Origin of the sequence: Corallincola platygyrae, assembly GCF_039544265.1 — a bacterium.
GTDB lineage: Bacteria > Pseudomonadota > Gammaproteobacteria > Enterobacterales > Neiellaceae > Corallincola > Corallincola platygyrae.
In genome coordinates this window covers 1-23147 of record NZ_BAABLI010000009.1, presented here as the reverse complement: position 1 = coordinate 23147, position 23147 = coordinate 1, and the positions used below count along the sequence as shown (strand labels likewise).

The following is a 23147-nucleotide window of genomic DNA, read 5'->3' as shown; positions in this document are numbered from 1 at the left end:
TCTAAATACTGTAAATAAGTTAGTTGTTACGCGATTGCCTTAGATGGACGTTCTGCCATTACTTTTAATCGCGATTTTTCTTTGTTAATCAGTGCCGGATTACCAATGCGCGTGGCCGCTATCACATGCTCAGCCCACGTCGGAAGTTCATTGTTTAGCCCGTAAAACACCCACTGCCCTTTACGTCGATCGGTCAATACCCCCTGCTGTCTAAGCTGCGCCAAATGACGAGAGATTTTAGGCTGGGAAAGCTGAAGCGCCTCCACCAGTTCTCCGACACTTAGCTCGCCTTCATCCTGCAGCAGCATAAGTATGGTCAAACGCGTGGTGTCGGTGAGTGATTTGAAAAACTGATTGGGGACCACGGTCGCTGCGGTAGCTGAGCCTTGAAACTTAACCAGCAAGCCAATCCTTTCTTGAAGCTCAGCCAGCGTGTTTCTAAACGCATCCAGGCCAGTGTGGGATTTGGGGTCATCCAGCTCCCAGTGCAGATGGGAAATATCGTCAGGCAGGGTGCGGCACTCCTGATTGGCATCATCACAGAGACTGATCACCAGATCGCTGTTTTCCAGCATGGCTTGTGTGACCGCCTTACTGGTGAGCTCACCCGGCTCGATGGCCTGTTCTGACAATACTTGATAAACCCTGCTATCAACGGTTTCAGGGGCGGTGCCAGCACTGCAGACCTCAAATCGGTCTTCGCCCATCACTCTCAACACTACTTCTGCCAATTGCGAGCGCGCAGAGTTGCCTGTGCATAAAAATAGAATTCGTTTCATAGGGTGGCACCCTAACACATATACGAAAAATCGCATATACACTTTTCCGTATATATAAAAACACACGGTATCCCTTGTCACATAAGCGACGAAGCATTTATGGTTTGTATCCGGTTAAAACACTCAGTACATGGAATAGCTTTGAATGCAGACTGAGATATCATTTAAAGTTAAAACAATAACTTATACGCTTTGCGCTATATCACTGTTAGCGTCAACAGCGTGTTTCTCTGAAGAACAGCAGCAATGGATGTTCGCTTCAGAGAATATACATCCCATGACTCACCTAACTGCCCCCACATCCCAAAAAACCTCGATGTCGACCAGTTCGGTGTTTAGTCAATCTCCGGACTATCCGATTAAGCAGTTTAGATTGGCCTTTTCGAACTGGTATACCCAGAGTCAGGGGCAAGAATCGCCAGAAAAAGCCGGAGAGACTGAACTTCTAGTTGAAGCCTCAATTTTAGTTGACGGAGAGGTCATCGGACGCATCACTTTTGATGGTAAGTCCCAAGTGGCAATCCGACCGGGGCAAAACAGTTGGAGTGATCCTTTCCCTGTTCCCAATTGGCAGAGAAAGCATTTCGAAGTACGAACCTTCTCTAAGGTGCAAGAAGGTAGCGCTAAGGTTACTTCATACCGAGTAAAATCTAGCGGTGATAGTGGTGGCCTCGGGGTTCATTACAGCTCTTCAATAGAAACTCATCAGTCACTGTTAGCTGGCGCCCCCCTAAATAATAATGGGTATTCCTCTTTCAGGCACTACTTTGGGCCTAGCGCGATGGTAACAGACGGCTGGGATGGGAGAGATGTCGTATTGATAGTGGGAGATTCAATTGGCTTTGGAGACTACTTTGGTCGATCTTTTGTTACTCAAGGCTTATCGCTAATGCCGACCAGAACCCCCTTTATCAATCTTTCCGTGCAGGGTACCCGACCATCGGACCAGTCCAGCAAAGAGCGCGGGGCATTTGCATTCAAATCTGGTTTGATTGATGACGTCACAGACATGAATGGCGGAACGCCTGGGTTTACTCAAATACTGAGTCAGCATGGAGCAAACGACGCTCATGCCAAAGATGGTCAACGCCTATTTGGTAAGTTGAAGGTCTTTTGGAAATTCTTAAACAACCAGTGGCCTGAGATTCCCATAACCCAAACAACGTTGACTCCAAAAACTAAGAAAAACAGCCGCTGGTACCAAAGTCGCCTTTCCCAACAAAGCAGCTTTTCACCCCCAGGCAGTGATCGCTGGCAGTTAGAAGATAGGCTACACCCCCTGCCCAAAGAGCTGCATTCCATCATCAACCTGAGAGAGGCATGGACAGGTTCGAAAAATGGTTGGCGGTGGCGCGAACTCAGTTGTAATGCAAAACTCCAGGGCCCTGTCAGCAGGGGTGAGCAAGCGCTGCAAGTTTCTTCACCATTGCCTGAGGGGGCAAAGCTAGTTATCGCGCCAGGTACAGATTCGGCAGAAGCAACATATGGTGACGTCATCAACATCACAAGCACCCCCACCTCCTATTTAGTTGAGCTGTCGAGCCCTTTAAAAAGCGATCATGAAAAAGGCACCGATGTATTCTGTACGATGTCACGAGACGGTACTCACCCAACTGGCAGCTACGCCCTCTCTTTTGGTGCAGAGGTGATAAATCAATGGCGACACCAATATCTAAAGCTCAATTCAAACACTCAAGACGTCCTTTGATATCAAGCAGCAAAACTCAGAAACTACACTAAACTATTGTTCTAACAGGTAGATACCCTGAGAGCTTCGACTCGTAAGGCAATAATAATTTCAATCTACAAATACAAGCTTGGGTACGTCGACAAGGAAACGGATATGAAATCTTGCGCACTTTCACTTCTTAGTGCAGGCATCGCCTGTGCCTTCATTTCACAACCGGCTAGTGCTGTAGAAGTCTACAAAGATGATAAGCAATCCGCTGAAATAAAAGGTTTTTTCCGTATAAAAGCGCAACACTCCGACGATGATGATGAAATTAAAGATGGTACGTCTCGAATCGGCTTCCATTTTGGTCGCGAGTTAACCCACGATTGGCGTGCAATGGCGGTTCTGGAGTGGGGCCTTGATATCGTTGAAGGGGAATCAGGACTCAAAGTTACCCAAGGTGACGGCTTAACCTCGAACGACGACCGCGGAGAAAACATCTGGAATCGACTGGGGTACATAGGTGTCATCCATGATGACTATGGTGAGATCACCATGGGTAAACGTTGGGGTGTGTATTACGAAGTGACTTACCCTACAGATGAGCTCGAATCTTTTGGTGGTGAAGCCAGTGGTACCTATAACTTTGGTACAGATGGCGGTCTTTCTGGTACCGGCCGTGCAGAAAAAGCACTGCAATACCGCAATAGTTGGGGACCATTCTGGTTGGGCCTACAGTATCAAGCCAAAGACGATTCCATCGCCCTCGATCCTGATGACTTCCCAGACTTGGAAGCCACAATCGATAAAGCGTATTCAATCGCTGCTACCTATACCACTCCTATTGGCATCATCCTTGGTGCCGCATACAACAGAGCAGATATTTCGTTAAGCAATGCCGGTTCGACTGCCGACGATGACATTGCCATTGCTGCTAGTGCGAAGTACGGCACCATCAGTGAGCCAGGGCTGTATGCCGGTTTAGTCTACGCGGTCAGCGAAAATCATGAATCAGACAGCAATGGTATCGTCTACGATGCCAAGGGCTACGAAGCATTGGTGCAGTGGGGATTTGAAAACAACGTTCAGGTTTATGGCGCGGTGAATCATCTCGAAGAAGACGACGATGATTACCAGGGCGAAGCCGAGTTAGATTATTACGTTGTTGGTTCTCGCTACCGTTGGACACCTGATTTTCATCTCGCATTCGAAATTAAGTTTGAAGACAGTACTGATGGCGATGGCAATAGTGCGGACGACATCTATGCATTCAGTGTGAAATACGCTTTCTAGCAACAGGGTTGGCAGTCGCAGCGGCATACGACTGCCAACCTCCTCCCAAAACGCCATCACTGTCATGATATTTGACAACACATAGTGATATAGTCGAGCCATTGTTTGGTTCGCTCCCCCGATTGAATGCCGGTAGTTACAGCCCTCGCTTTACCAACCCTGCTTCCGCTATTGGCGCTTTTCCTGGTGGCTCCACTGTCTGATCTCAGCGCCGACTATCAGCAATTGCTAAAGTGGGCACCTTACCTTCTATTGTTGATCGCGGCAGGGCTTGGTCACATGTATAGCCTCGGACGGCCGGTGGCACTGGCGCTAATATTGGGTTTGGCTTACGCCCTGATTCAGAGCCAACTGCAAATCAACCTGGCAGATGTGCATGCGCATCAGATGTTTGCTCTGCTAACGATAGTCACTCCACTTTCTATCGTCTCTTTGTCCTTTTTGCCAGAGTGGGGTTCGCTTAACCGCAAGTTTATCTGGCTACTTTTGCCCACCATTGCGCTCGTCGGTGTCGCGGCCATCTTTTGGACGCCGTCGGTGGCGGAGCCTTCCAGTTGGCAACAAGCTTTCAATATTCGCCCTACTGAAGCGATTTTTGCCCCTATCTACAGCCTATTGTTGGCGGTGTTGTTGGCCTTGGTATTGCTGTTCAGACAAGCGTTAAACCAATGTGCATGGCAGGGCACACTACTGGGTTGTTTATTAGCCATGACCCTGACCTGGGCCATGTTCAACAAACCACTCATCTCCAGCTTGATGTTTTGTACATCGGCAGTGGTACTTATGCTGTCGGTACTGTTTCAAGGGCACTATCTGGCATTCAGAGACCAACTGACAGGACTACCAGCACGACGCGCATTAGAAAACGCATTCAAAGGGGTGGGCAGACGTTATGTTGTCGCCATGATGGATGTCGACCACTTCAAAAAATTTAACGACACCTACGGTCACGACGTCGGTGATGATGTACTCAAGATGGTTGCCGCACGGATTGGCGAAGTCACAGGGGGCGGCAAAGCCTATCGCTACGGAGGCGAAGAGTTCACCATCCTGTTTAAGGGCAAGCACATCGACGATTGCATCGACCATTTAGAAGCAGTGCGAGAAGCCATCGCCGATTACTCTCTGGTGATAAGGGACAAGTCATCTCGCCCCAAAGATGCCAAACAAGGCAAGCAACAGCGCGGCTCCCAGGCCATCCGTGGTAGACGCGTATCAGTTACAATCAGTATTGGCGTCGCTGAACGCAGCGAAGAACATGACCAGCCGATGGTCGTCCTAAAAGCCGCAGACAAGGCCTTGTACCGGGCTAAACAAGCGGGCCGAAATTGCTTGCGAGATNTTGAGTGGCCCTCAACAAATAGCCGATAACGAAGCATAAATCGCCAACAAATGCTGCCCCTTCTTTTGAAGGAAATGGGGTTCGTTGAAACACGTTCTGCGCTGCGTCATTCACTACTTACTTCGACCGCTAAGTTACGTAGCTCATTTCTTACTCAAAACGTGTTTCATTCGAACAAAATCCATACATGAAAGGTCAACAGACCCTAGTTAGATTCGACCGTCATGGATGGTGGAAATGTCGTAAATGCAGGAGCAATTCTCGACCGTACAGCCTGTACACAGCGTGCCCCGCGTAGTGTTTTGGGTATCGTCGCTCCTGTGCGTCCTGCACCCGCGACATACCGTACTTCCTATACATAAAAAAAATCCCCGGACTAGCCGAGGATAAGAATAAGGGAATGTCTTACAAGAAACGGTTTATGACTAAAACCAAAGCACTTTCTTGTATCTATGTGACTGGCCCGATCAAAGAAAGTTCAGAATTTATTTCAAAATATTTCTAAAACGAACAAAACGTGAAAAAGGTCACGTTTGGCCGCACAAAAATCAACCAATTGATTGAACTGCTTTCTCTATTGCCTCTGCAGCTGGACGGAAATTGTATTTTTTTTCTGCCATGCTAGGCTATGTCGCCTTTCAGTGACCGTGAAAGCACTTGCGCCAGGAACCAACATGACCGCGCCAGGAACTCTTTTTATCGTTTCAGCTCCCTCTGGGGCAGGCAAATCAAGCCTGATCGCCGCCTTGCTGGCTCGCCACGCGAATGCAGCAATGGAAGTCAGTATCTCCCACACTACCCGTGCCCCTCGCCCTGGCGAAGAGAACGGCAAACATTACCATTTTGTGAGTGTTGAGGAGTTTAAGTCGCTGATCGATAAACAAGCCTTCTTCGAGTACGCAGAAGTGTTTGGCAACTTTTACGGTACATCCAAACTGAATATCCAGCAGCGCCTGGCTGCGGGTGTCGATGTATTTCTCGATATCGATTGGCAAGGGGCTCAACAAGTGCGTGAGCAACTGCCTGAGTCCAAGAGCATTTTCATCCTGCCGCCGTCCACTGAGATCCTGCTGCAACGCCTGAGCAATCGCGGTCAGGACAGCGACGAAGTGATCGCTAAACGGATGACCAAAGCCCGTGCCGAAATGAGCCATTATCACGAGTACGACTTCCTTATTGTGAATGATGAATTCGAAAAAGCGCTGGACGATCTTGAGGCGCTGGTGCGCAGTCATTCACTGGCTCAAGCTGGACAAGCAATCCGTCATAAGGATATGCTCACTCAACTATTGGCAGAATAAGGCCAGATCGGCTAGAATTCGCGCCCTTTTGATAAAACTTCATCAACACTGGAGAGACAGATGGCCCGCGTAACCGTAGAAGATGCCGTAGACAAGGTTGGTAACCGTTTTGACTTGGTGCTGGTTGCTGCTCGTCGCGCACGCCAAATCTCAGTTGAAGGCAAAGAGCCTCTGGTAGAAGAAGAGAACGACAAGCCAACTGTATTGGCTCTGCGTGAGATCGAAGCCGGCCTGGTAACGACTTCGTCTATGGACGAAGAAGATATGCAAGCTGTTCGCGAACAGGAAGCTGCTGAACTGGCGGCTGTTGCAGCCATTGCTGAAGGCCGTTTAGGCTAATCACGAACAGGTAGGCGAACACGAGTGTATCTGTTTGAAGGATTGAAGGAGCAGATCTCCGGATATCTTGAACCAGCCCAAGTAAGTCTGGTTCAACAAGCCTACATAGTATCACGCGATGCCCACCAAGGGCAGATGCGTACCAGCGGCGACCCGTATATTACTCATCCGGTCGCCGTTGCCCGTTTTCTTGCAGAGATGCGTCTCGACCACGAGACCTTAATGGCAGCTCTGCTTCATGATGTTATTGAAGATACTGAGCTTAGTCGCGAGGACCTGGCTGAACTGTTCGGTCCAACGATCGCTGACTTGGTGGAAGGTGTTTCCAAGCTCGATAAGATCCAGTTCAATTCGAAAGAAGAAGCCCAGGCGGAAAACTTCCGTAAGATGATCATGGCGATGGTTGTCGATATCCGGGTGATTCTGATCAAACTGGCGGACCGCACCCATAATATGCGGACCATTTTCGTTTTGCGTCCAGATAAGCGTCGTCGCATCGCCAGAGAAACTCTGGAAGTTTATGCGCCGCTAGCTAACCGCCTTGGTATCCACAACATCAAAAACGAGTTGGAAGATCTCGGCTTTCATGCCATGTATCCGGCCCGTTATCGCGTCATTAAAGAAGCTGTTCGCAAGGCCGCTGGCAATCGCAAAGAATTAATGCGCAGCATTAAGGACGAAATTGAAGGTCGTCTCGAAGATGCTGGCGTTGCCGGTCGAGCCGTCGGTCGTGAGAAGCACCTGTACAGTATCTACCGTAAGATGAAAAACAAAGAGTTACAGTTGCACGAGGTGATGGATATCTACGCCTTCCGTGTCATCGTTAACTCAATTGACGACAGTTATCGCGTATTGGGCGTAATGCATCGCCTGTACAAGCCACGTCCTGGCCGCTTCAAAGATTACATCGCCATCCCTAAAGCCAACGGTTACCAATCTCTGCATACATCATTGGTTGGCCCACACGGTGTACCGGTAGAGATCCAGATCCGTACCGAAGATATGGACCAGATGGCGGATAAAGGGGTCGCGGCCCATTGGGTATATAAGCAGGAAGGTGACAGTTCCAGTACAACAGCGCAGCTTCGGGCGCGTCGCTGGATGCAAAGCCTGCTTGAGCTGCAACAGAGTGCTGGCTCCAGCTTTGAATTTATTGAAAACGTTAAGACAGATCTGTTCCCGGAAGAGATTTACGTTTTCACTCCTGATGGCCGAATCATCGAGCTGCCAGACGGTGCCACCCCGGTCGACTTTGCGTATGCCGTTCATACCGATGTGGGTAATACCTGTGTTGGCGCACGTGTTGATCGCAAGGCTTTCCCGCTGTCGCAGAAGCTCAAGAGCGGTCAAACCGTCGAGGTTATCACCTCTCCGGGTGCCCGCCCTAACGCCGCTTGGCTGAACTTTGTTATTACCTCAAAGGCTCGCGCCAAGATCCGCCAGTTGTTAAAACGACTGCGTAGTGAAGAATCGGTTGCCCTCGGACGACGCTTAGTGAACCACGCTCTTGGTTCAGTGCGTCTGGAAGAGATTTCAGATGAGCAGGTTAATAAAACGCTGGACGCTTTGCGTCAGCCTTCACTGGAGAATCTGCTCAGCGAAGTAGGCCTGGGCAACGCGATGAGCGCCGTGGTTGCCCGTCGCCTGATGGGAGACCTTGACCAGGCTGAGGGCAAAGATGATGCCCGATTCCCAATCCGTGGCGTAGAAGGCTTGTTGCTTAGTTATGCCAAGTGCTGCCACCCGATCCCCGGTGATCCGATTATTGCTCATGTGAGTCCAGGTAAGGGCCTGGTGATCCACCACGAATCCTGTAAAAACGTACGCGGTTATGACAAAGAGCCTGAACGTTATTATGTGGTTGACTGGGATGAAGCGAAGCTTGGCGATGAGACCTTCCTGGCAGCACTGCGAATCGACATCGTTAACCACCAAGGCGCCTTGGCAAAGTTAACAGCCCTGATTGCAGAAACAGATGCCAACATCCACAGCTTGAGTACCGAAGAGAAAGATGGCCGCCTCTATGTGATCCACTTAGTGCTTACCATCAGAGACCGTGTACATCTGGCCAATGTAATGCGTAGGATCCGAGTCATGCCTGACGTGCTCAAAGTGAGCCGTAATCGGAACTAAAACTACACATTCAGGAACAGCAAGCATGGCAAAAACAATCATTGCTACCGACAATGCGCCAAAAGCCATTGGTACCTACTCTCAAGCCGTAAAAGTCGACAATACTGTTTACCTCTCAGGCCAGATACCGCTGGTACCCAGCACGATGGAAATGATTGGTGACGACTTCAGTGCCCAGGTCCGCCAGGTCTTCGATAACCTGAGCGCTGTATGCCAGGCATCAGGAGGTTCGTTGGCTGATATTGTGAAGCTGAATATCTTCCTTACTGACCTGAGCCACTTCGCAACCGTTAACGAAATCATGGCCGAGTACTTCCAACAGCCCTACCCAGCCCGCGCAGCTATTGGCGTGGCTGAGCTGCCAAAAGCGGCTCAGGTTGAAATGGATGGCATCTTAGTCATCGACTAGGTCAGACAGAAATTACTAAGTCAGGGCCGCTTCCGCGGCCCGATTTTTACCGAAAGTCCGCCAATGGAAAAGACCAGCCGATTCGCTCGCATCTCTGCGCTGCTAGACCGACGCCAAACCGATTTAACGGTCGTGATGGAAGAGGTACATAAGCCAATGAATATGGCGGCGATCATTCGTACCTGTGATGCAGTCGGCATCCCCAAGGTTCATGCTATCTGGCCTGATGATGAGATGTACATATCGGGCAATACAGCGTCTGGTAGTCAGCGCTGGGTCGATGTGGAGATCCACCGAAGCAGTGAAAGTTGTTATCAAACGCTCAAACAGCAGGGATTCCAACTCTTGGTGACACACTTGAGTTCTGATTCCGTTGATTTTCGCGAGATAGATTACACCCAGCCGACGGCCATCATCATGGGCCATGAAAAAGAGGGCGTGTCAGACTCAACGCTTCAGCTCGCAGATAAAAATATCACTATCCCGATGCTTGGTGCGGTTCAGTCACTCAACGTATCGGCCGCCTGCGCGGTGCTCTTGTACGAGGCGCAAAGACAGCGCATGGCTGCTGGAAGTTACGACAACCCAGAGCCGATAGATCCTAAGATACGCCATAAAAAGCTGTTTGAATCGTGCCACCCGATATTTGCCAAACAGTGCCATCAGAAAGGTCTGCCTTATCCACCTTTGGATCAAGAGGGAGAGATTGTCGCTGACAAGGCATGGTGGGACCGTATGCGTAACCTGGATAAATCATAACGATGTCAGCACCGAGTAAGCTTCGCTCAACACTGGATCAATATCCCCTTGCCAATTTAAAAGGGGTGGGCCCGAAGGTGGCAGAAAAGCTGGAAAAACTCGGTTTAAAGACGGTGCAGGACCTGCTGTTTCACCTGCCCTATCGCTATGAAGACCGTACCCGTATCTATCCTATTGCGTCGTTAATGCCCGGGATCACGGGTACTGTTTGTGGAGAGATAACTGGCTGCGATATCAGTTTTGGCCGCAAGCGTATGCTCAGGGTCAGAGTGAACGACGGTAGCGGCCTTATCACCCTGCGGTTCTTTACCTTTAGCGCCGCTCAGAAAAACAGTTTTGTCGTCGGTAAATGGGTTCGCTGTTTTGGTGAAGTAAAGACAGGGGCGCAAAGCCTGGAAATTATCCACCCGGAATACACCATAGGTGAGCCAGAACAACTGAGAGAAATGGAGCAGGCCCTGACTCCTGTCTATCCGACAACCGAAGGACTAAAGCAATTAAGCTTGCGCAAACTGAGTGACCAAGCGGTCGCTATGCTGGGTCGCCATCAACTTGCTGAATTGCTACCAGCCGAACTGCTTACACACAAGGTATCACTGACCCAAGCACTGCAACGACTGCATCGGCCACCACCTGATATTTCACTGGAACGCCTCGAATTAGGCCAGGACCCCGCGCAGCAGCGACTGGCACTGGAGGAACTTACCGCGCACCAGGTATCGGTGCGCCTGCTCAGGCGGCAAAGTGACCAACACCAGGCACAGCCAGTGACGTCCTCCGGGGAATTACAGTCTCGCTTGCTCAGCAGTTTGCCGTTTTCTCCGACGGGCGCGCAGCAGAGAGTTGTCAGCGAGATCACCGCAGACTTGAGGCAGCCTCACCCAATGATGCGACTGGTTCAGGGAGATGTAGGTTCGGGCAAAACCCTGGTGGCGGCGATGGCGGCCTCCCTTGTGTTGGAACAGGGTCAGCAGGTGGCATTGATGGCACCTACAGAACTACTGGCAGAACAACACGCCATCAACTTGGCGGGCTGGTTTGAGCCCTTGGGCATAAAACTCGCGTGGTTGGCTGGAAAACAGAGGGCAAAAGCCAGAAATCAGGCGCTTGAACAGATCGCGAGCGGTGACGCTCAATTAATTGTCGGTACCCACGCCATATTTCAAGATCAGGTGCAGTTTAAGCAGCTAGCGCTAGTGATCGTTGATGAACAGCATCGCTTTGGTGTTCATCAGCGGCTGGCGCTGCGTGAGAAAGGTGGAGAAGGGTCGTGCTACCCGCATCAATTGATTATGACGGCAACGCCGATCCCCAGGACATTGGCGATGACAGCATACGCCGATCTGGATACCTCAGTCATTGATGAACTACCGCCAGGTCGAACCCCTGTCACCACAGTCGCCGTTCCTGATACCCGTCGTGATGAAGTGATATCACGTGTCAGTCAAGCTTGCCTCGACGGCAAGCAGGCCTACTGGGTTTGCACTCTGATTGAAGAGTCAGAAGTACTGCAGTGCCAAGCCGCAGAAGATACGGCAGCTACACTGCAGGAACTGTTGCCCCAAATTCGTGTGGGCCTGGTGCACGGCAGAATGAAAGCGGATGAAAAGCAGGCTGTGATGGCCAGTTTTAAAGCTGGCGAGATAGACCTGCTGGTCGCCACCACGGTGATTGAAGTTGGCGTTGACGTGCCCAACTCTAGTCTGATGATCATTGAAAACCCTGAGCGACTTGGTTTAGCGCAGTTGCATCAGCTTCGAGGCCGTGTAGGTCGTGGCAGTGTTACCAGTCACTGCGTATTGCTCTATCACGCGCCGCTTTCTGACACAGCCACTAAGCGTCTCGGTGTACTTCGCCAAACCAACGATGGTTTTCAAATTGCGCAGCATGACCTGGAAATTCGTGGCCCGGGTGAACTTCTAGGCACCCGACAAACCGGTCTGGCACAGATGAAAATCGCCGACCTTACTCGCGACCAAGGTTTAATACCTTCAGCACAACAACTGGCACAGCGCATTGTGCAAAATCACCCGCAGTTAGTCTCCCCTCTGCAGCAACGCTGGTTACCTTACCAACTTCAATATGGTTCGGTTTAGTCCAGGACCATCCTATTTACTTTTTTTTCACATTTGCACTACTAATCTACCCACAATAAGACATAATCAAGTTAAGTCATTCGCAAGAAATGGCTTAGTTTTCCAATGCATGCGGGAATAAGAATGATGAAACGGATACTCCTGATGGGAGCGATGTGGTTGTGTGCTGCCACCGCATCTGCTGCCGAAGCTTATGATTTCCCATTTACTGACCCCTTCAAAGCGACAGTATTTGGCACCCCCGAAGCCTACAAAGCGGATTTGCCGGCACTCGAAGATATCAACCGTAAGGTTTACGGTATTGACCTGTTTCCAGAACAGGATGCGCCAGAAGTGTTCTGGTATCACGAAGAGTTTCAATACTCCGTCGTTTACCAAGAGAAACCTGCACCACTGGTTTTCTCCATTGCCGGTACAGGCGGTAAATTTGACGGTGGCAAGATGACGGCGTTAGAGCGCGCATTCTATAAGGCGGGCTACAACGTTATCTCAATAACTTCTCCAACACATGCCAACTTCATTGTGGCGGCGTCAGAAATGAAGATCCCAGGTTATCTGGAGAAGGATGCCGCCGAAATATACAGCGTAATGCAGAAAACCCTGGCACATGCACAAGGTGAGCTTGGAGACAAACTGCAGGTTACCGACTATTACCTTACAGGCTACAGCCTGGGCGGTGCCCACTCAGCCTTCGTCAGCAAGCTGGATGAAGAACAGAAGGTCTTCAACTTCAAGAAAGTGTTTATCGTTAACCCTCCGGTTAGCCTCTACAACTCAGTGATTAAACTTGACGGTTATGTCGAGTCAGTCGGCACTGAAGGGGTTAAAAACACGATAGATAGTATCTTTGCCCGTCTCGGCGAAAATGTGTCTCACGCTGAGCGTGTCGAACTCTCGGACGAATTCCTCTATAGCATGTTTGTGAAGGCCGGTGTAAATGACGCCGAACTCGCACAATTGATAGGTTTAGCGTTCCGTATCAGTTCCACAGATATGATATTCGCTATTGATGTGATGCAAAACTGGGGCGCTCTGACCTATAAAAACCACACCATCAGTAAGTACGAAAGTATCAGCCATAGTTTTGCACGCGGATCTCAGATAGGTTTCCTGACCTATTTTGAACGCGCTATGATTCCTATTTTCTCAGAAAAAGAACCTGGCTTGGATCGCGCCGAGATGATTGATCGGTTGAGCCTTACCAGTTTGGCTGGGTATCTGATGAGCTCAGAAAAGATTGCTGTTGTTACCAATTCCGATGACATCATTCTGACCAGCCCCGACCTTGCTTTTATCACTAAGACCTTTGGTGACCGCGCAAAGATTTTCCCTCACGGAGGTCACTGCGGCAACATGGACGAAAAAGTCTGGGTTGACCACATGCTGGCTTTCTTCGCGGCAGATAATTAGGCAGGGAGCTAGCAATCATGATGACTTTTAAGCAATTTAGAAACGTATCTCTGGCCGCCCTGGCACTACTTCTGGGCGCATGTAGTGCAACTCCAGAACTAGAGGCTGATGCGATCGAGCCGGTATTGCCACTGCCTGAAAACCGTGCAGATAACGGTATATCCAATAATAACGATCCATGGGAAGGCTTTAACCGCCGCGCCTACTATTTCAATGCCAAGGCTGATGAATATGTGATTCTACCGGTGGTGAATGGTTACCAGTGGATCACACCTGAGCTGGTTCAAGACGGTGTCACTAACTTCTTCAGTAACCTAGGTGAAATTACTACCTTTATGAACTCGGTACTGCAGTTGAAAGGTGAGCGCGCAATGACAACAGCGTTCCGCTTTGCAACGAATACCACCATTGGCCTCTTGGGCGTATGGGACCCAGCTACGAAGATGGGTGTTTATAAAGAACGGGAAGACTTCGGTCAGACGCTTGGCCACTGGGGTGTGAATTCCGGTCCGTATCTTGTTATTCCACTGCTTGGCCCCTCTAGTGCAAGGGATGGCTTTGGTACGCTGGTAGATACTCTGGTCTACAACGCCGTTATCAGTGAACTAGGTATGAAGGAAGAGGAAGAGTTGGCTCTTGCGTTGCTGCGAGCCATCGACACTCGTAAGAACATTCCATTCCGATACTACGGTTCGGGATCAGCGTTTGAATACGAGATGATTAGATTCCTCTACTTCCGCGCAAGAGAGATCGCAGTGCAACGCTAAGCATTGTGTTCCATCGCAATCGTCAACACGGCCGCATTCGCGGCCGTGTTTATTTTTTGACCTCTGATGGCAAGCTAAGGTAGGATCACGCCAGTACAGGAACGTACTGATAAAGCTCGCAACACGGATCGTAAAGGAGTACACAATGGAACTGTGTGTTATTGAACAGCGGATGCTTAACAACCTTCAACAAGCCACTCAAAAAGCCCTCTTCTGGCTCGGCTTAGTGTTAATTGCGTCACTCAGTGGCGAAGCCATCGACGGTGAAATATCTTTTGCCGACCTACTTTTCACCAGTCACTTTATTGCCCCAGGCCTGGTTTTAAGCGCTATCTACATACTGATGGTCATCATCAGCAATAATTTCGGCCAGGATACCAAACTGATCTGGAATGGCAGCCAACTGCGCTTAGACCAACATGGTCAAACTCAGTTTTTTCTCTCAACCCATATAAAAATGGCAAAGATAGATGGCCGATTTTCACCGAGGTTAACACTTTATCTCGACAATACTGACAGCCCCCGAAAGCTGTCCCTTGAAGGCTTGCCGTTTAAGCAATGCCAGCAATTGGTTGACACGCTAAATAACCAAGTGGGCCATGAAGTGGCGCAAGCACAGGCTGCTAGCAGCTTCGACGAAACGGTACGCCTGGCTTAACTGCTTAGATTAAAGACCCGCAACGGATTCAGTTGCGGGTCTGTCTTTGATTTATACCAATCCTAGTAAATGTATGGTCAACCAGGAAGCCTGGGCAGGTTTTAAATCACTTTATGCAGCGTTAGCTGATTTCGGCTTAGAACAAGTATGCCTTCAATCACCTGATTTAAATTCCCGCTGATAGTTCATATTCTTATTCGGGTTGGTATTACTCTATACTGAACAGGTAGCCCGGTTGTGAGTAAAAAATGAAAATAAGCATATGGTTGAAAAGGATATTTATCGCCATCCTGGCGCTACCCTTTGTCGCTATCACGGGGTTTCTTCTGTGGTTTGAAGCAGACAAGTTTCGTTCAGACTTGGAGCAATTGGTTGCCGATGCAACACCATTGACTCTCTCTATCCAGTCGCCAATAGAATACAGCCTGGGCGATCCCTACTTAATTACGTTCCGCGACATTGATCTCCGTTATCAAGAAACAACCATTCTCGGGTTAGAGCGTTTTGCTCTCAGGATCGATGAGATATCCCTGTTCAAAAGAGAGATCACGCTCGCCGGAATCAGCCTGGATCGTCCCGAAGTCGATCTCAGCCCAGAGATGCTGGACCAGCTGGTCGATGACTTCTCCGAACCGGATGAAATCGCACAGCCAGTAGCCGTTGATGACAGTGAAGCAGCCATTTTTCTCAGTGCGCTCTCTTTGAAACAGCTTGATATCGATGGGCTGTCATTGCGCTGGGAAGACCTGGACAAACCAATCCGTTTAAAAGAACTTACCGTTTCCGTCACTGACTGGGATCTCATTCGCGATGCAGCCATTGTCCCTGAGAATTGGCACTTGGCCATTTACCTGTTCGCTGAAGAAGTCAGTTGGCAACAGCACGTAGCCACCGATCTGACCGTACACGGATTAATGAGTGAAGCCAGTGTTCAGATTACCGACGCCAGCATCAACCTGCTGTCGGGAGAGCTGGCTTTAAAGAGCACAACATCGCTTACTGATAACTTTGCCACTCGCATCCACGAACTCACACTGAGTAACATTAAACTGTCAGACTCTATTCTTGGGCTGACAGCGACGCCGAGCGCCGAGCAAGAGCCGAAAGAGCAAGCGGTTCATTCTGAACACCAGCCGATACAGATACCCAAGATTGATTTACCCATATCGTCCCTGATTGTGGAGACGGCAACACTAAGCAACATTCACTACAGCAGTGATGTGGTATCAACAGGAGCAAAGGTCGAAGGCCTGACATTCGAAGCCAAACAACTGGCGATCATCTCCGATAGCCAAATCGCGCCCGAACGACTATCGGGTGAGCTCAGTCTGGCAATCGACCGCTTTAGCTACCCTCCACACACAATCGAAGCAATAGGTGCCAAACTGTCAATTGCTGACGGTGCAGCCAAGCTGACAGAGTCCAGCCTGAAAGCGCTGGATGGCACCATAGAATTGGCTGCAACGGCTGCGCTTGAGCAAGGCTTACCGTTGGTAGTGGATAACCTTACCGTTAGCAACGTGAAGCTATCTGATGAGCTTTGGCGTTCAGAGCCATCAGACGACGGAACAGACAGCAAGGCACAAGATGGGGAAAGCCAAGACATTGAGATAGAAAAACAGGCGGAACCAGCAAAAGCCGACGAGGCCGAAACATTGCTGCCTTTGCGCTCACTCAATATTAAACAAGTCACAATTAACGATCTCGCGCTAACGCTTTCAGAGCCAAGCTTTGCAACCGAGAATCTAAGTCTGGCACTGTCGGAGCTCGCACCCGTTCAGGAATATCATCTGATCGGTTACCCAGACATCCTCAAACAACCGTTTGTGTTTACTTTGGACGGTGCCAAGATTGAGGCAGTGGGTCACAAGGTCGATACGCTCAACGTTTCTCTGAGTGGAGGCCAGCCATTTAAGCTGGATCAGGTAAAGGTCACAGGGCCCGCAGCCCAAATCGATTTATCGGGCAATGTCGAGACGCAAAACTCAGAGCTACCGTTCTCAATCATATCTAATGCCAAGCAAGTCGACTTGTCCCTACTTGACCCATTGGACACCGGTTACCCTCTGGCAGGCAGAGTGAACATTAAGACCGAAATAAAAGGCGAAGCCGCGTCTGTCGATGCACTCATATCGAGTCTCAACGGCCCGATTCACATCGATGGCCAAAACTTTACACTACAGAACATCGATATCGATACCACTCTGGATAACTTCCTGGATAGCCAGGAGCTGACCCTAACCGATGTTGGCGCCTTCGCGCTGCTAGGCCCAATCGGTCTCGCGGTCAGCAAAGCGAAAGCGATCAGTGGTGCGGCGGCAGGAGCACTGGCAGGAGGCGACACCAAATTCGCTGATGCCGATCTCCATCTGGTCTTTACCGATGGTGTGATGAAATTTGAAAACTCCGCGATTGCTACGCAAGAGCATCGAATAGCCTTATTCGGTCAAATTAACCTTCCGCAAAGCCAGTTTGAAAAGCTGACAACTACCGTGCTGGATGAAAAGGCATGTGTCAGGTTGGCTCGCTCAATTGATGGCCCATTCAGTGGCCCAGATGTTCAGGTCGCCAGCGCAATTACAGGTACAGTGACCGGCTTATTCAGCGGCGTATTCAGTGGTACAGAAAAGTACTTTGGTGATGGTTGTGAGCCTGTTTATCAGGGCCGCGTGAAACCACCTAAGCAATTTGACTTTGAAGCAAATGCCGAGAAACTGCAGCAAGAAGAAAACGCGCTCCTTGAGCAACTGCCTGAAGCTGCGCGATTTGCCGAACTTGAAATGAAAAAAGCACAAGCAGAGATGGCTCCGTAGCAACGGAGCCTATGGGCTGTTGACCTTTCGTGTATGGATTTTGTTGGAGTGAAACACGTTCAGAGCAAGAAATGATCTACGTAACTTAGCGATCTAAGTTAAGTGGCGAATGACGCGGCTCAGAAAGTGTTTCAACGAACCCCAATTTCTTTAAAAAGAAGGGGCTGCATTTGTTGGTGATTTATGCTTCGTTATCGGCTAATCATTGAGGGACACTCAACTTTACAGCCTCTGCCTCGCTTAAATCGCCAACATATTGCTGCAAAAACAAACAGTAAAGGTCAACAGCCCCTAATCTTTCTCAGACGGCAGTACGCGGTACTCTCCCACAAAGCGAGCGGCCATAGGGTTATCACCCTCCTCTACCATCACGGTCACTTTTAGGTTCGCCTGTTCACCTCGGCGTAAGGGGTGAACACTCCCGTCGACGTCAGTGCGGTTAACATAGGCAGTAGGTTCATCACCTACTGGTCTTAAGTGACTCATTTCCCCTTTACTCAAAACAATGCTGCCCGAAACCCCCTGCTCTTTGAGCATCATATGAACCATCCCCCAGCCAGTCAGACAGGCCTGCGCATACAAGCTACCGGCAAACATGGAGCCATGCAGATTGATGTTTGCGTTAAAGGCTGCTCGCGTTTCAAAACGCTCCCCAGTGTATTGCAGGATACGGATACCCAGTGCGTGAGAAATGGGGATACCGTCTTGCCAAATCTCCTGCAAATCTTCGCACCAGTCTACGTGACGGGTTTTGTCGTTTAGGGCGGGTAGCTCTTTGAGCATCTGTTGATGATGGATTTTACCGAAGTGGGTAGGCCCCTCTCCGACACCGCTATACCCTTGTTTTTCATAAAATGGGATCGCTTGTTGACGAGCATTGAGTACGATCCGCTTCATCCCTAATTCTCGCGCCAGCGCTTCCAGCGCGGCAATCATCTCTGATCCAAGCCCCTGTCCTCGATAGTCAGGGTCAACAGCCATATGGCGCAGCTGGCCCTCGTCAGCGCTTGACTGATACAAGCGTCCCACGGCTCTCGGCTGGCCCTCTTCGTCGACCAGCATACGATGGTGAGCATAAGGATCAAATTCGTCCTTTTCGGAGCCTTCAGGCAGCTGAAATGGCATCCGCATCACTTTCCAGCGAAAGTGATAATAGGTATCCCAATCCTTTTCCGAATCCGGTTCAACCAGTCTGAACATAGCGCTGTTTTCCCTCGCTGATGAAAAAGAGGTTTCACCAGCGTACTTATTATTTTTATTGAGCAGTTTTTATCCGACCTTTTAGCAACGCTGTCAATTAGTTTTGCGTCACTCCTAGACAATCACACCTCTGGCCAGTTCATGCGAGAGCCAAACCACGGTTTCGCGTTTTGCCACTTGGAAGCCCCAGGCTGCGCGGCTATGCTCGATTAAAACTCTTTAGACGTTGGCAGTTATGAGCAAAGAACAAGATCACAGCATGCAGGGCCTGCTGCAGTTTTTTCTAACCAATCAGCAACCGTTTGCCATTGCAACATTGAAAGTACGAGAGATCGTCAACTTCCAATCACTGACTCAATTGCCTCATAGCCATCCAGCGATCCTCGGCGCAACTACCTTACGGGGCGAAACCCTATCGGTGATTGATATGGCGATGGCGATTGGCTATCCGCCAGTGCCTGAAGAAGAGCTGAAAAACTGCAGCATTGTAGTCACCGAGTTCAGCCGAAAGCAGACAGGTTTTTTGGTAAAGAGCATCGACAAAATTATTGAGTCCGACTGGCAGCGCATTGCAGCGCCCCCAAAGAGCCTGGGCTCGCAAACCTATATTACGGGTGTGATACGCACTGAGAGCGGCTTGGTTCAGATCATCGATGTTGAGAAGATTCTTGAGGAGATCGACCCACCTCAAGCCTCTCCGAATGGACTGAATATAGACGCTTCTGCACTGGCACCACTGCTTGATAAAAGTATTCTGCTGGTTGATGACTCTTTGGTTGCTCGTAAACAGATTTCTCATGCACTTGATGAGATTGGCGCTTCCTACTTTGTCAGTAACAACGGCCATGAAGCACTGACCTTTTTGCAGGAGATGGCTGAAGAGGGAGGTGCCATCGATATCATCGTCAGTGACATCGAGATGCCCCTGATGGACGGTTATGAGTTAACTCGCTCCATTCGCACAGATAGTCGGCTAAATAAAGCCTACATTATTTTGCATACGTCACTGTCCAGTACCATCAGCATGGATCAGGCACGTGACGCGGGCGCCAACAAAGCTCTGACCAAATTTAATGCCGAAGACCTGATCAGCACCATGCTTGAGGGCGCAACGAGCTAAGCCCTAAGGAGTTATGCCTGCAATTGGAAGGTAACCGGACCATCGTTTTGAAGTGATACCTGCATATCAGCACCAAACTCTCCGGTCGCAACCGTTACTCCCAGGTTACGCAGGCGCTCGACAAACCGAAGATAGAGCCGCTCCCCTTCAATGGGATGAGCGGCACTGCTGAAGCTAGGCCGAAGCCCCTTGCGCGTATCCGCTGCAAGCGTGAACTGAGAAACGACCAGTATTTCACCACCAGTCTGCAGCAAACTGAGATTCATTTTTCCTTCAGCGTCTTCAAAGATGCGGTAATCGGTCACCCGTTTAGCCAGCTTATCGCACTGAGCATCGGTGTCCCCCTTTTCTACGCCCAGCAAAATCATCAGACCAGCGCCGATTTTTCCTACACACTCCCCAGCGACGTCGACGTGTGAATTTTTTACTCGTTGCAACAGGGCGATCACTTCAACTCCTCACGATCTTGATCATTTTGCTCTTCTGTATCTTCAGCGTGTTGCTCCATCTCACCCAAAGCTGCGGTTAACTCAGCACCGATCAGAACCACACACCAGGCAAGATAGATCCACAGGAATAGCAGAGGTATCGCCGCCAACGCGCCATAGATAGCCTCATAAGAGGGAAATTGGGTGACATAAAGAGCAAACCCCTTCTTGGTCATCTCAAACAGTGATGCTGCCACGATAGCGCCAACCAGGGCATGACGAAGCTTCACGTAGGTGTTGGGAACCAGGGTATAGAGGATCAGAAACGCACACACAGAGAGCACGAAAGGTAACATCCGAAGGAAGGTTGGAAGCAAACCACTGATGGCACTGTCACTGAAAATCTTCAATGACACCAGGTAAGAAGTTACAGCAATGCTTGAGCCGATAAGTACCGGTCCCAACGTCAACACCATCCAATAGATGGAAAACGAAATGATCATCCGGCGACCCCCTTCGATACGCCAGATACGATTCAGTGTTTTATCAATCGCCGAAATAAGCAGTAACGCCGCAGCCATCAAAAAGCCAACACCAACCGCCGTCATCCGCTTCGCATTTTCGGCAAAACCAGTGAGATGCTGACGAACAGCATCTCCGGAGGCTGGCACGAAATTATTAAAAACAAAGTCTTCAATTTGTCCCTGCACCGATTGAAACACAGGGAAAGCCGAAAAAACTGAGAAGGTTACAGCAATAAGCGGCACCAAAGAGAGCAGCGTGACATAGGCCAAATAGCCCGCCACCATGGTGATCTGATCCTGCTGCAAACGTTGACGAATATGTATAAAAAGCGCCTGACTGCGCGCCCATTGCACTTTAAGGAAGTGCACCACCTGCTGCTGGCTGATCGACTGCATACCCTTGCCATCTTCCATAGGAGAAGTCTAAAGTCTTAATAGTTCACACATACAATAGCAAATTCATAATCTTATTCACTAATTGGATACCAGCGGATAGAAGGAGATAACTATGTCTGGTCAAGGGTCTGGCGGAAATGTAATCGCCGCAATTTGTAGCTTCTTTATTCCTGGTTTGGGTCAATTGGTGCAAGGTCGTATCCTGCCAGCACTGTTGTTCTTTGTATTTACCTTTGTGTGTTACGGCACTTATTGGCTGGTAATTCCCGGCATCATAGGGCTGCTGTTGCATCTCTGGTGCATCATTGATGCAGCGAAATTCAAGCCATCAGGAAGCTAATTATGATTAAGAGCCTGGTATTATGGGGAAGCCTGATAATCGGCTTCCTATCCCTTACAGGGTGTGAGTCCACCTACTATGCAACGATGGAACAAGTGGGCGTGCATAAGCGCGATATTTTAAAAGACAGGGTTGAAGAAGCGAAAGAGTCTCAGGCTGATGCTCAAGAGGAGTTTCGCGATGCGCTTGAGCAGCTGTCCGCATTGATAAACTTCGACGGCGGTGAGCTTCAGGATATGTATGAAAAGACCCTCGACGCCTATGAGAGTAGCGAAGATGCGGCAAACGAGGTCAGCGAACGGATCGATTCAATCGAGTCTGTCGCAGATGCCCTGTTTGATGAGTGGCAAGACGAGCTGGATCAATACACCAACGCCTCTTTGAAACGCCAAAGTGCGCAGAAGCTCAAAGACACTGAACGCCAGTATGGCAAACTGCTTAAGTCGATGCGTCGTGCAGAGAGCAAAATGGCACCGGTGCTGTCCGCCTTGAAGGACAACACGCTGTATCTCAAGCACAACTTAAATGCACAAGCGATAGGCTCGCTCAAAGGTGAATATCAGCGCATCAAACAAGACACAGAGTTGCTGATGACGGAGATGAACAAGGCCATAGCTGAATCTGAAGCCTTTATCGCAACGCTCAAGTAGTCCCCTGCAGTTTAGGGAGCAAGTAGTAAGTGAAACGAAGATTTGGTTTTACGTTAATCGAGTTAGTTGTTGTTTTGCTGGTGGTTTCCATTCTGGCTGTGGTTGCCATCAGTAAGTTCATTAATCTGTCTGACGATGCTGACCGATCCCAGGTTGCTGCGGTCAAAGCCAGTTTTGCGCAGGCAATCGATTTTTCTCATTTCCGCTGGCAAACCACTAACACCAACGGCCCGCTCAATGATCTGCCTGATTATGCAGGTGGCGAGCTGGATATGAATGCTGAGGGCTATCCCTTGGGCATAGACAAAAACAATCCAATGGGCGCACCGCGGAACGTGGGTAGAGGCGACGCCGGCTGCACTTCGCTCTGGACGACATTGTTGGACAACCCTCCAACCGTATCTCTCAACAATGATGCGGATTACCAAGCGTACCGACAGCGGGATAGCAACGGCGATAGATCCATTTGCACATTCGTTTATCGTGCCAACGGTGATGACGCAGCACCAGACAGCGCACTGCTGGCTATTGAATATCGTTCAGTAGATGGAACGGTAACTTTGATAGAAAATTGATGCTATTAGTTGGCATCGAAGACAAAAAAGGCGACCTAATGGTCGCCTTTTTTATTCCCACTGTCCCGTCCTGAAATAGGTTTACACATTGGAGACCTATGATGGAAAAGCTAGTTTTCTCAAACAGAAAGCGTACTCAGCGC

21 protein-coding genes are annotated in these 23147 nt (G+C 49.6%); 17 read left to right on the top strand and 4 right to left on the bottom strand.

Annotation, left to right across the window (positions count from 1 at the left end):
- Window positions 1-26: 26 nt before the first annotated feature.
- On the bottom strand, window positions 27-779 hold the full coding sequence (locus ABEA14_RS08200) for a metalloregulator ArsR/SmtB family transcription factor (protein ID WP_345339446.1): 753 nt from the start codon (window positions 777-779) through the stop codon (window positions 27-29).
- Between the two features lie 277 nt (window positions 780-1056).
- Between ABEA14_RS08200 and ABEA14_RS08195 the strand changes: the two genes are divergently transcribed.
- The 13 genes from ABEA14_RS08195 (at window position 1057) to ABEA14_RS08135 (ending at window position 17771) form a co-directional block, all read left to right on the top strand.
- Window positions 1057-2487 carry a hypothetical protein gene (locus ABEA14_RS08195; protein WP_345339445.1) on the top strand — a complete coding sequence of 477 codons (1431 nt, stop codon included), beginning with the start codon at window positions 1057-1059 and terminating at the stop codon, window positions 2485-2487.
- Window positions 2488-2622: 135 nt separating this feature from the next.
- Complete coding sequence (locus ABEA14_RS08190; RefSeq protein WP_345339444.1) at window positions 2623-3744, top strand: porin; 1122 nt, start codon at window positions 2623-2625, stop codon at window positions 3742-3744.
- Between the two features lie 126 nt (window positions 3745-3870).
- The gene (locus ABEA14_RS08185) at window positions 3871-5115 is read left to right on the top strand and encodes a GGDEF domain-containing protein (RefSeq protein ID WP_345339443.1); all 1245 of its coding nucleotides are present in this window, start codon (window positions 3871-3873) and stop codon (window positions 5113-5115) included.
- A 645-nt stretch (window positions 5116-5760) separates the two neighbouring features.
- Window positions 5761-6387 (top strand): guanylate kinase, encoded by a 627-nt coding sequence (gmk, locus tag ABEA14_RS08180; RefSeq protein ID WP_345339442.1) that lies wholly within the window; start codon window positions 5761-5763, stop codon window positions 6385-6387.
- 60 nt (window positions 6388-6447) lie between these two features.
- Window positions 6448-6726, top strand: coding sequence for a DNA-directed RNA polymerase subunit omega (gene rpoZ, locus ABEA14_RS08175; protein ID WP_345339441.1), 279 nt, complete (start codon window positions 6448-6450; stop codon window positions 6724-6726).
- Window positions 6727-6750: 24 nt separating this feature from the next.
- Window positions 6751-8859: a bifunctional GTP diphosphokinase/guanosine-3',5'-bis pyrophosphate 3'-pyrophosphohydrolase gene (gene spoT / locus ABEA14_RS08170; protein WP_345339440.1), complete on the top strand. Its 2109-nt coding sequence runs from the start codon at window positions 6751-6753 to the stop codon at window positions 8857-8859.
- Window positions 8860-8884: 25 nt separating this feature from the next.
- Window positions 8885-9268, top strand: a complete 384-nt coding sequence (locus ABEA14_RS08165; protein WP_345339439.1) for a RidA family protein — start codon at window positions 8885-8887, stop codon at window positions 9266-9268.
- Window positions 9269-9331: 63 nt separating this feature from the next.
- Window positions 9332-10027 (top strand): tRNA (guanosine(18)-2'-O)-methyltransferase TrmH, encoded by a 696-nt coding sequence (gene trmH, locus ABEA14_RS08160; RefSeq protein ID WP_345339438.1) that lies wholly within the window; start codon window positions 9332-9334, stop codon window positions 10025-10027.
- Between the two features lie 2 nt (window positions 10028-10029).
- Window positions 10030-12123: an ATP-dependent DNA helicase RecG gene (gene recG, locus ABEA14_RS08155; protein ID WP_345339436.1), complete on the top strand. Its 2094-nt coding sequence runs from the start codon at window positions 10030-10032 to the stop codon at window positions 12121-12123.
- 126 nt (window positions 12124-12249) lie between these two features.
- Window positions 12250-13533, top strand: coding sequence for a hypothetical protein (locus tag ABEA14_RS08150; protein WP_345339435.1), 1284 nt, complete (start codon window positions 12250-12252; stop codon window positions 13531-13533).
- Window positions 13534-13550: 17 nt separating this feature from the next.
- Window positions 13551-14300, top strand: coding sequence for an MlaA family lipoprotein (locus tag ABEA14_RS08145; protein WP_345339434.1), 750 nt, complete (start codon window positions 13551-13553; stop codon window positions 14298-14300).
- 145 nt (window positions 14301-14445) lie between these two features.
- Window positions 14446-14958 carry a hypothetical protein gene (locus tag ABEA14_RS08140; RefSeq protein WP_345339433.1) on the top strand — a complete coding sequence of 171 codons (513 nt, stop codon included), beginning with the start codon at window positions 14446-14448 and terminating at the stop codon, window positions 14956-14958.
- Window positions 14959-15206: 248 nt separating this feature from the next.
- Complete coding sequence (locus ABEA14_RS08135) at window positions 15207-17771, top strand: AsmA-like C-terminal region-containing protein (RefSeq protein WP_345339431.1); 2565 nt, start codon at window positions 15207-15209, stop codon at window positions 17769-17771.
- A 291-nt stretch (window positions 17772-18062) separates the two neighbouring features.
- Here ABEA14_RS08135 and ABEA14_RS08130 read toward each other — a convergent pair whose 3' ends face one another.
- Complete coding sequence (locus ABEA14_RS08130; RefSeq protein ID WP_345339429.1) at window positions 18063-18971, bottom strand: bifunctional GNAT family N-acetyltransferase/hotdog fold thioesterase; 909 nt, start codon at window positions 18969-18971, stop codon at window positions 18063-18065.
- A gap of 235 nt (window positions 18972-19206) precedes the next feature.
- Between ABEA14_RS08130 and ABEA14_RS08125 the strand changes: the two genes are divergently transcribed.
- Window positions 19207-20091: a chemotaxis protein gene (locus tag ABEA14_RS08125; RefSeq protein ID WP_345339427.1), complete on the top strand. Its 885-nt coding sequence runs from the start codon at window positions 19207-19209 to the stop codon at window positions 20089-20091.
- Between the two features lie 11 nt (window positions 20092-20102).
- On the opposite strand, the gene dtd is transcribed toward ABEA14_RS08125, so the two are convergent.
- Complete coding sequence (gene dtd / locus ABEA14_RS08120) at window positions 20103-20540, bottom strand: D-aminoacyl-tRNA deacylase (RefSeq protein WP_345339426.1); 438 nt, start codon at window positions 20538-20540, stop codon at window positions 20103-20105.
- Entirely contained in the window at window positions 20537-21439 is a 903-nt protein-coding gene (locus ABEA14_RS08115; RefSeq protein ID WP_377776226.1) for a virulence factor BrkB family protein, read from the bottom strand. The genes dtd and ABEA14_RS08115 overlap by 4 nt, the downstream gene beginning before the upstream one ends.
- A gap of 112 nt (window positions 21440-21551) precedes the next feature.
- Between ABEA14_RS08115 and ABEA14_RS08110 the strand changes: the two genes are divergently transcribed.
- Genes ABEA14_RS08110 through ABEA14_RS08100 form a run of 3 tightly spaced genes read left to right on the top strand, consistent with a single transcriptional unit; the run spans window position 21552 to window position 23004 of the window.
- Window positions 21552-21779, top strand: coding sequence for a hypothetical protein (locus ABEA14_RS08110; protein WP_345339424.1), 228 nt, complete (start codon window positions 21552-21554; stop codon window positions 21777-21779).
- Window positions 21780-21781: 2 nt separating this feature from the next.
- On the top strand, window positions 21782-22429 hold the full coding sequence (locus tag ABEA14_RS08105) for a DUF2959 domain-containing protein (protein WP_345339423.1): 648 nt from the start codon (window positions 21782-21784) through the stop codon (window positions 22427-22429).
- Window positions 22430-22458: 29 nt separating this feature from the next.
- The gene (locus ABEA14_RS08100; RefSeq protein ID WP_345339422.1) at window positions 22459-23004 is read left to right on the top strand and encodes a prepilin-type N-terminal cleavage/methylation domain-containing protein; all 546 of its coding nucleotides are present in this window, start codon (window positions 22459-22461) and stop codon (window positions 23002-23004) included.
- The last annotated feature ends 143 nt before the right edge of the window (window positions 23005-23147 follow it).

Coding starts and splice junctions, on each gene's coding strand:
- ABEA14_RS08200 (WP_345339446.1), bottom strand. CDS start 779: ATGAAACGAATTCTATTTTTATGCACAGGCAACTCTGCGCGCTCGCAA.
- ABEA14_RS08195 (WP_345339445.1), top strand. CDS start 1,057: ATGACTCACCTAACTGCCCCCACATCCCAAAAAACCTCGATGTCGACC.
- ABEA14_RS08190 (WP_345339444.1), top strand. CDS start 2,623: ATGAAATCTTGCGCACTTTCACTTCTTAGTGCAGGCATCGCCTGTGCC.
- gmk (WP_345339442.1), top strand. CDS start 5,761: ATGACCGCGCCAGGAACTCTTTTTATCGTTTCAGCTCCCTCTGGGGCA.
- rpoZ (WP_345339441.1), top strand. CDS start 6,448: ATGGCCCGCGTAACCGTAGAAGATGCCGTAGACAAGGTTGGTAACCGT.
- ABEA14_RS08165 (WP_345339439.1), top strand. CDS start 8,885: ATGGCAAAAACAATCATTGCTACCGACAATGCGCCAAAAGCCATTGGT.
- trmH (WP_345339438.1), top strand. CDS start 9,332: ATGGAAAAGACCAGCCGATTCGCTCGCATCTCTGCGCTGCTAGACCGA.
- recG (WP_345339436.1), top strand. CDS start 10,030: ATGTCAGCACCGAGTAAGCTTCGCTCAACACTGGATCAATATCCCCTT.
- ABEA14_RS08150 (WP_345339435.1), top strand. CDS start 12,250: ATGAAACGGATACTCCTGATGGGAGCGATGTGGTTGTGTGCTGCCACC.
- ABEA14_RS08145 (WP_345339434.1), top strand. CDS start 13,551: ATGATGACTTTTAAGCAATTTAGAAACGTATCTCTGGCCGCCCTGGCA.
- ABEA14_RS08140 (WP_345339433.1), top strand. CDS start 14,446: ATGGAACTGTGTGTTATTGAACAGCGGATGCTTAACAACCTTCAACAA.
- ABEA14_RS08135 (WP_345339431.1), top strand. CDS start 15,207: ATGAAAATAAGCATATGGTTGAAAAGGATATTTATCGCCATCCTGGCG.
- ABEA14_RS08130 (WP_345339429.1), bottom strand. CDS start 18,971: ATGTTCAGACTGGTTGAACCGGATTCGGAAAAGGATTGGGATACCTAT.
- ABEA14_RS08125 (WP_345339427.1), top strand. CDS start 19,207: ATGAGCAAAGAACAAGATCACAGCATGCAGGGCCTGCTGCAGTTTTTT.
- ABEA14_RS08115 (WP_377776226.1), bottom strand. CDS start 21,439: ATGCAGTCGATCAGCCAGCAGCAGGTGGTGCACTTCCTTAAAGTGCAA.
- ABEA14_RS08110 (WP_345339424.1), top strand. CDS start 21,552: ATGTCTGGTCAAGGGTCTGGCGGAAATGTAATCGCCGCAATTTGTAGC.
- ABEA14_RS08105 (WP_345339423.1), top strand. CDS start 21,782: ATGATTAAGAGCCTGGTATTATGGGGAAGCCTGATAATCGGCTTCCTA.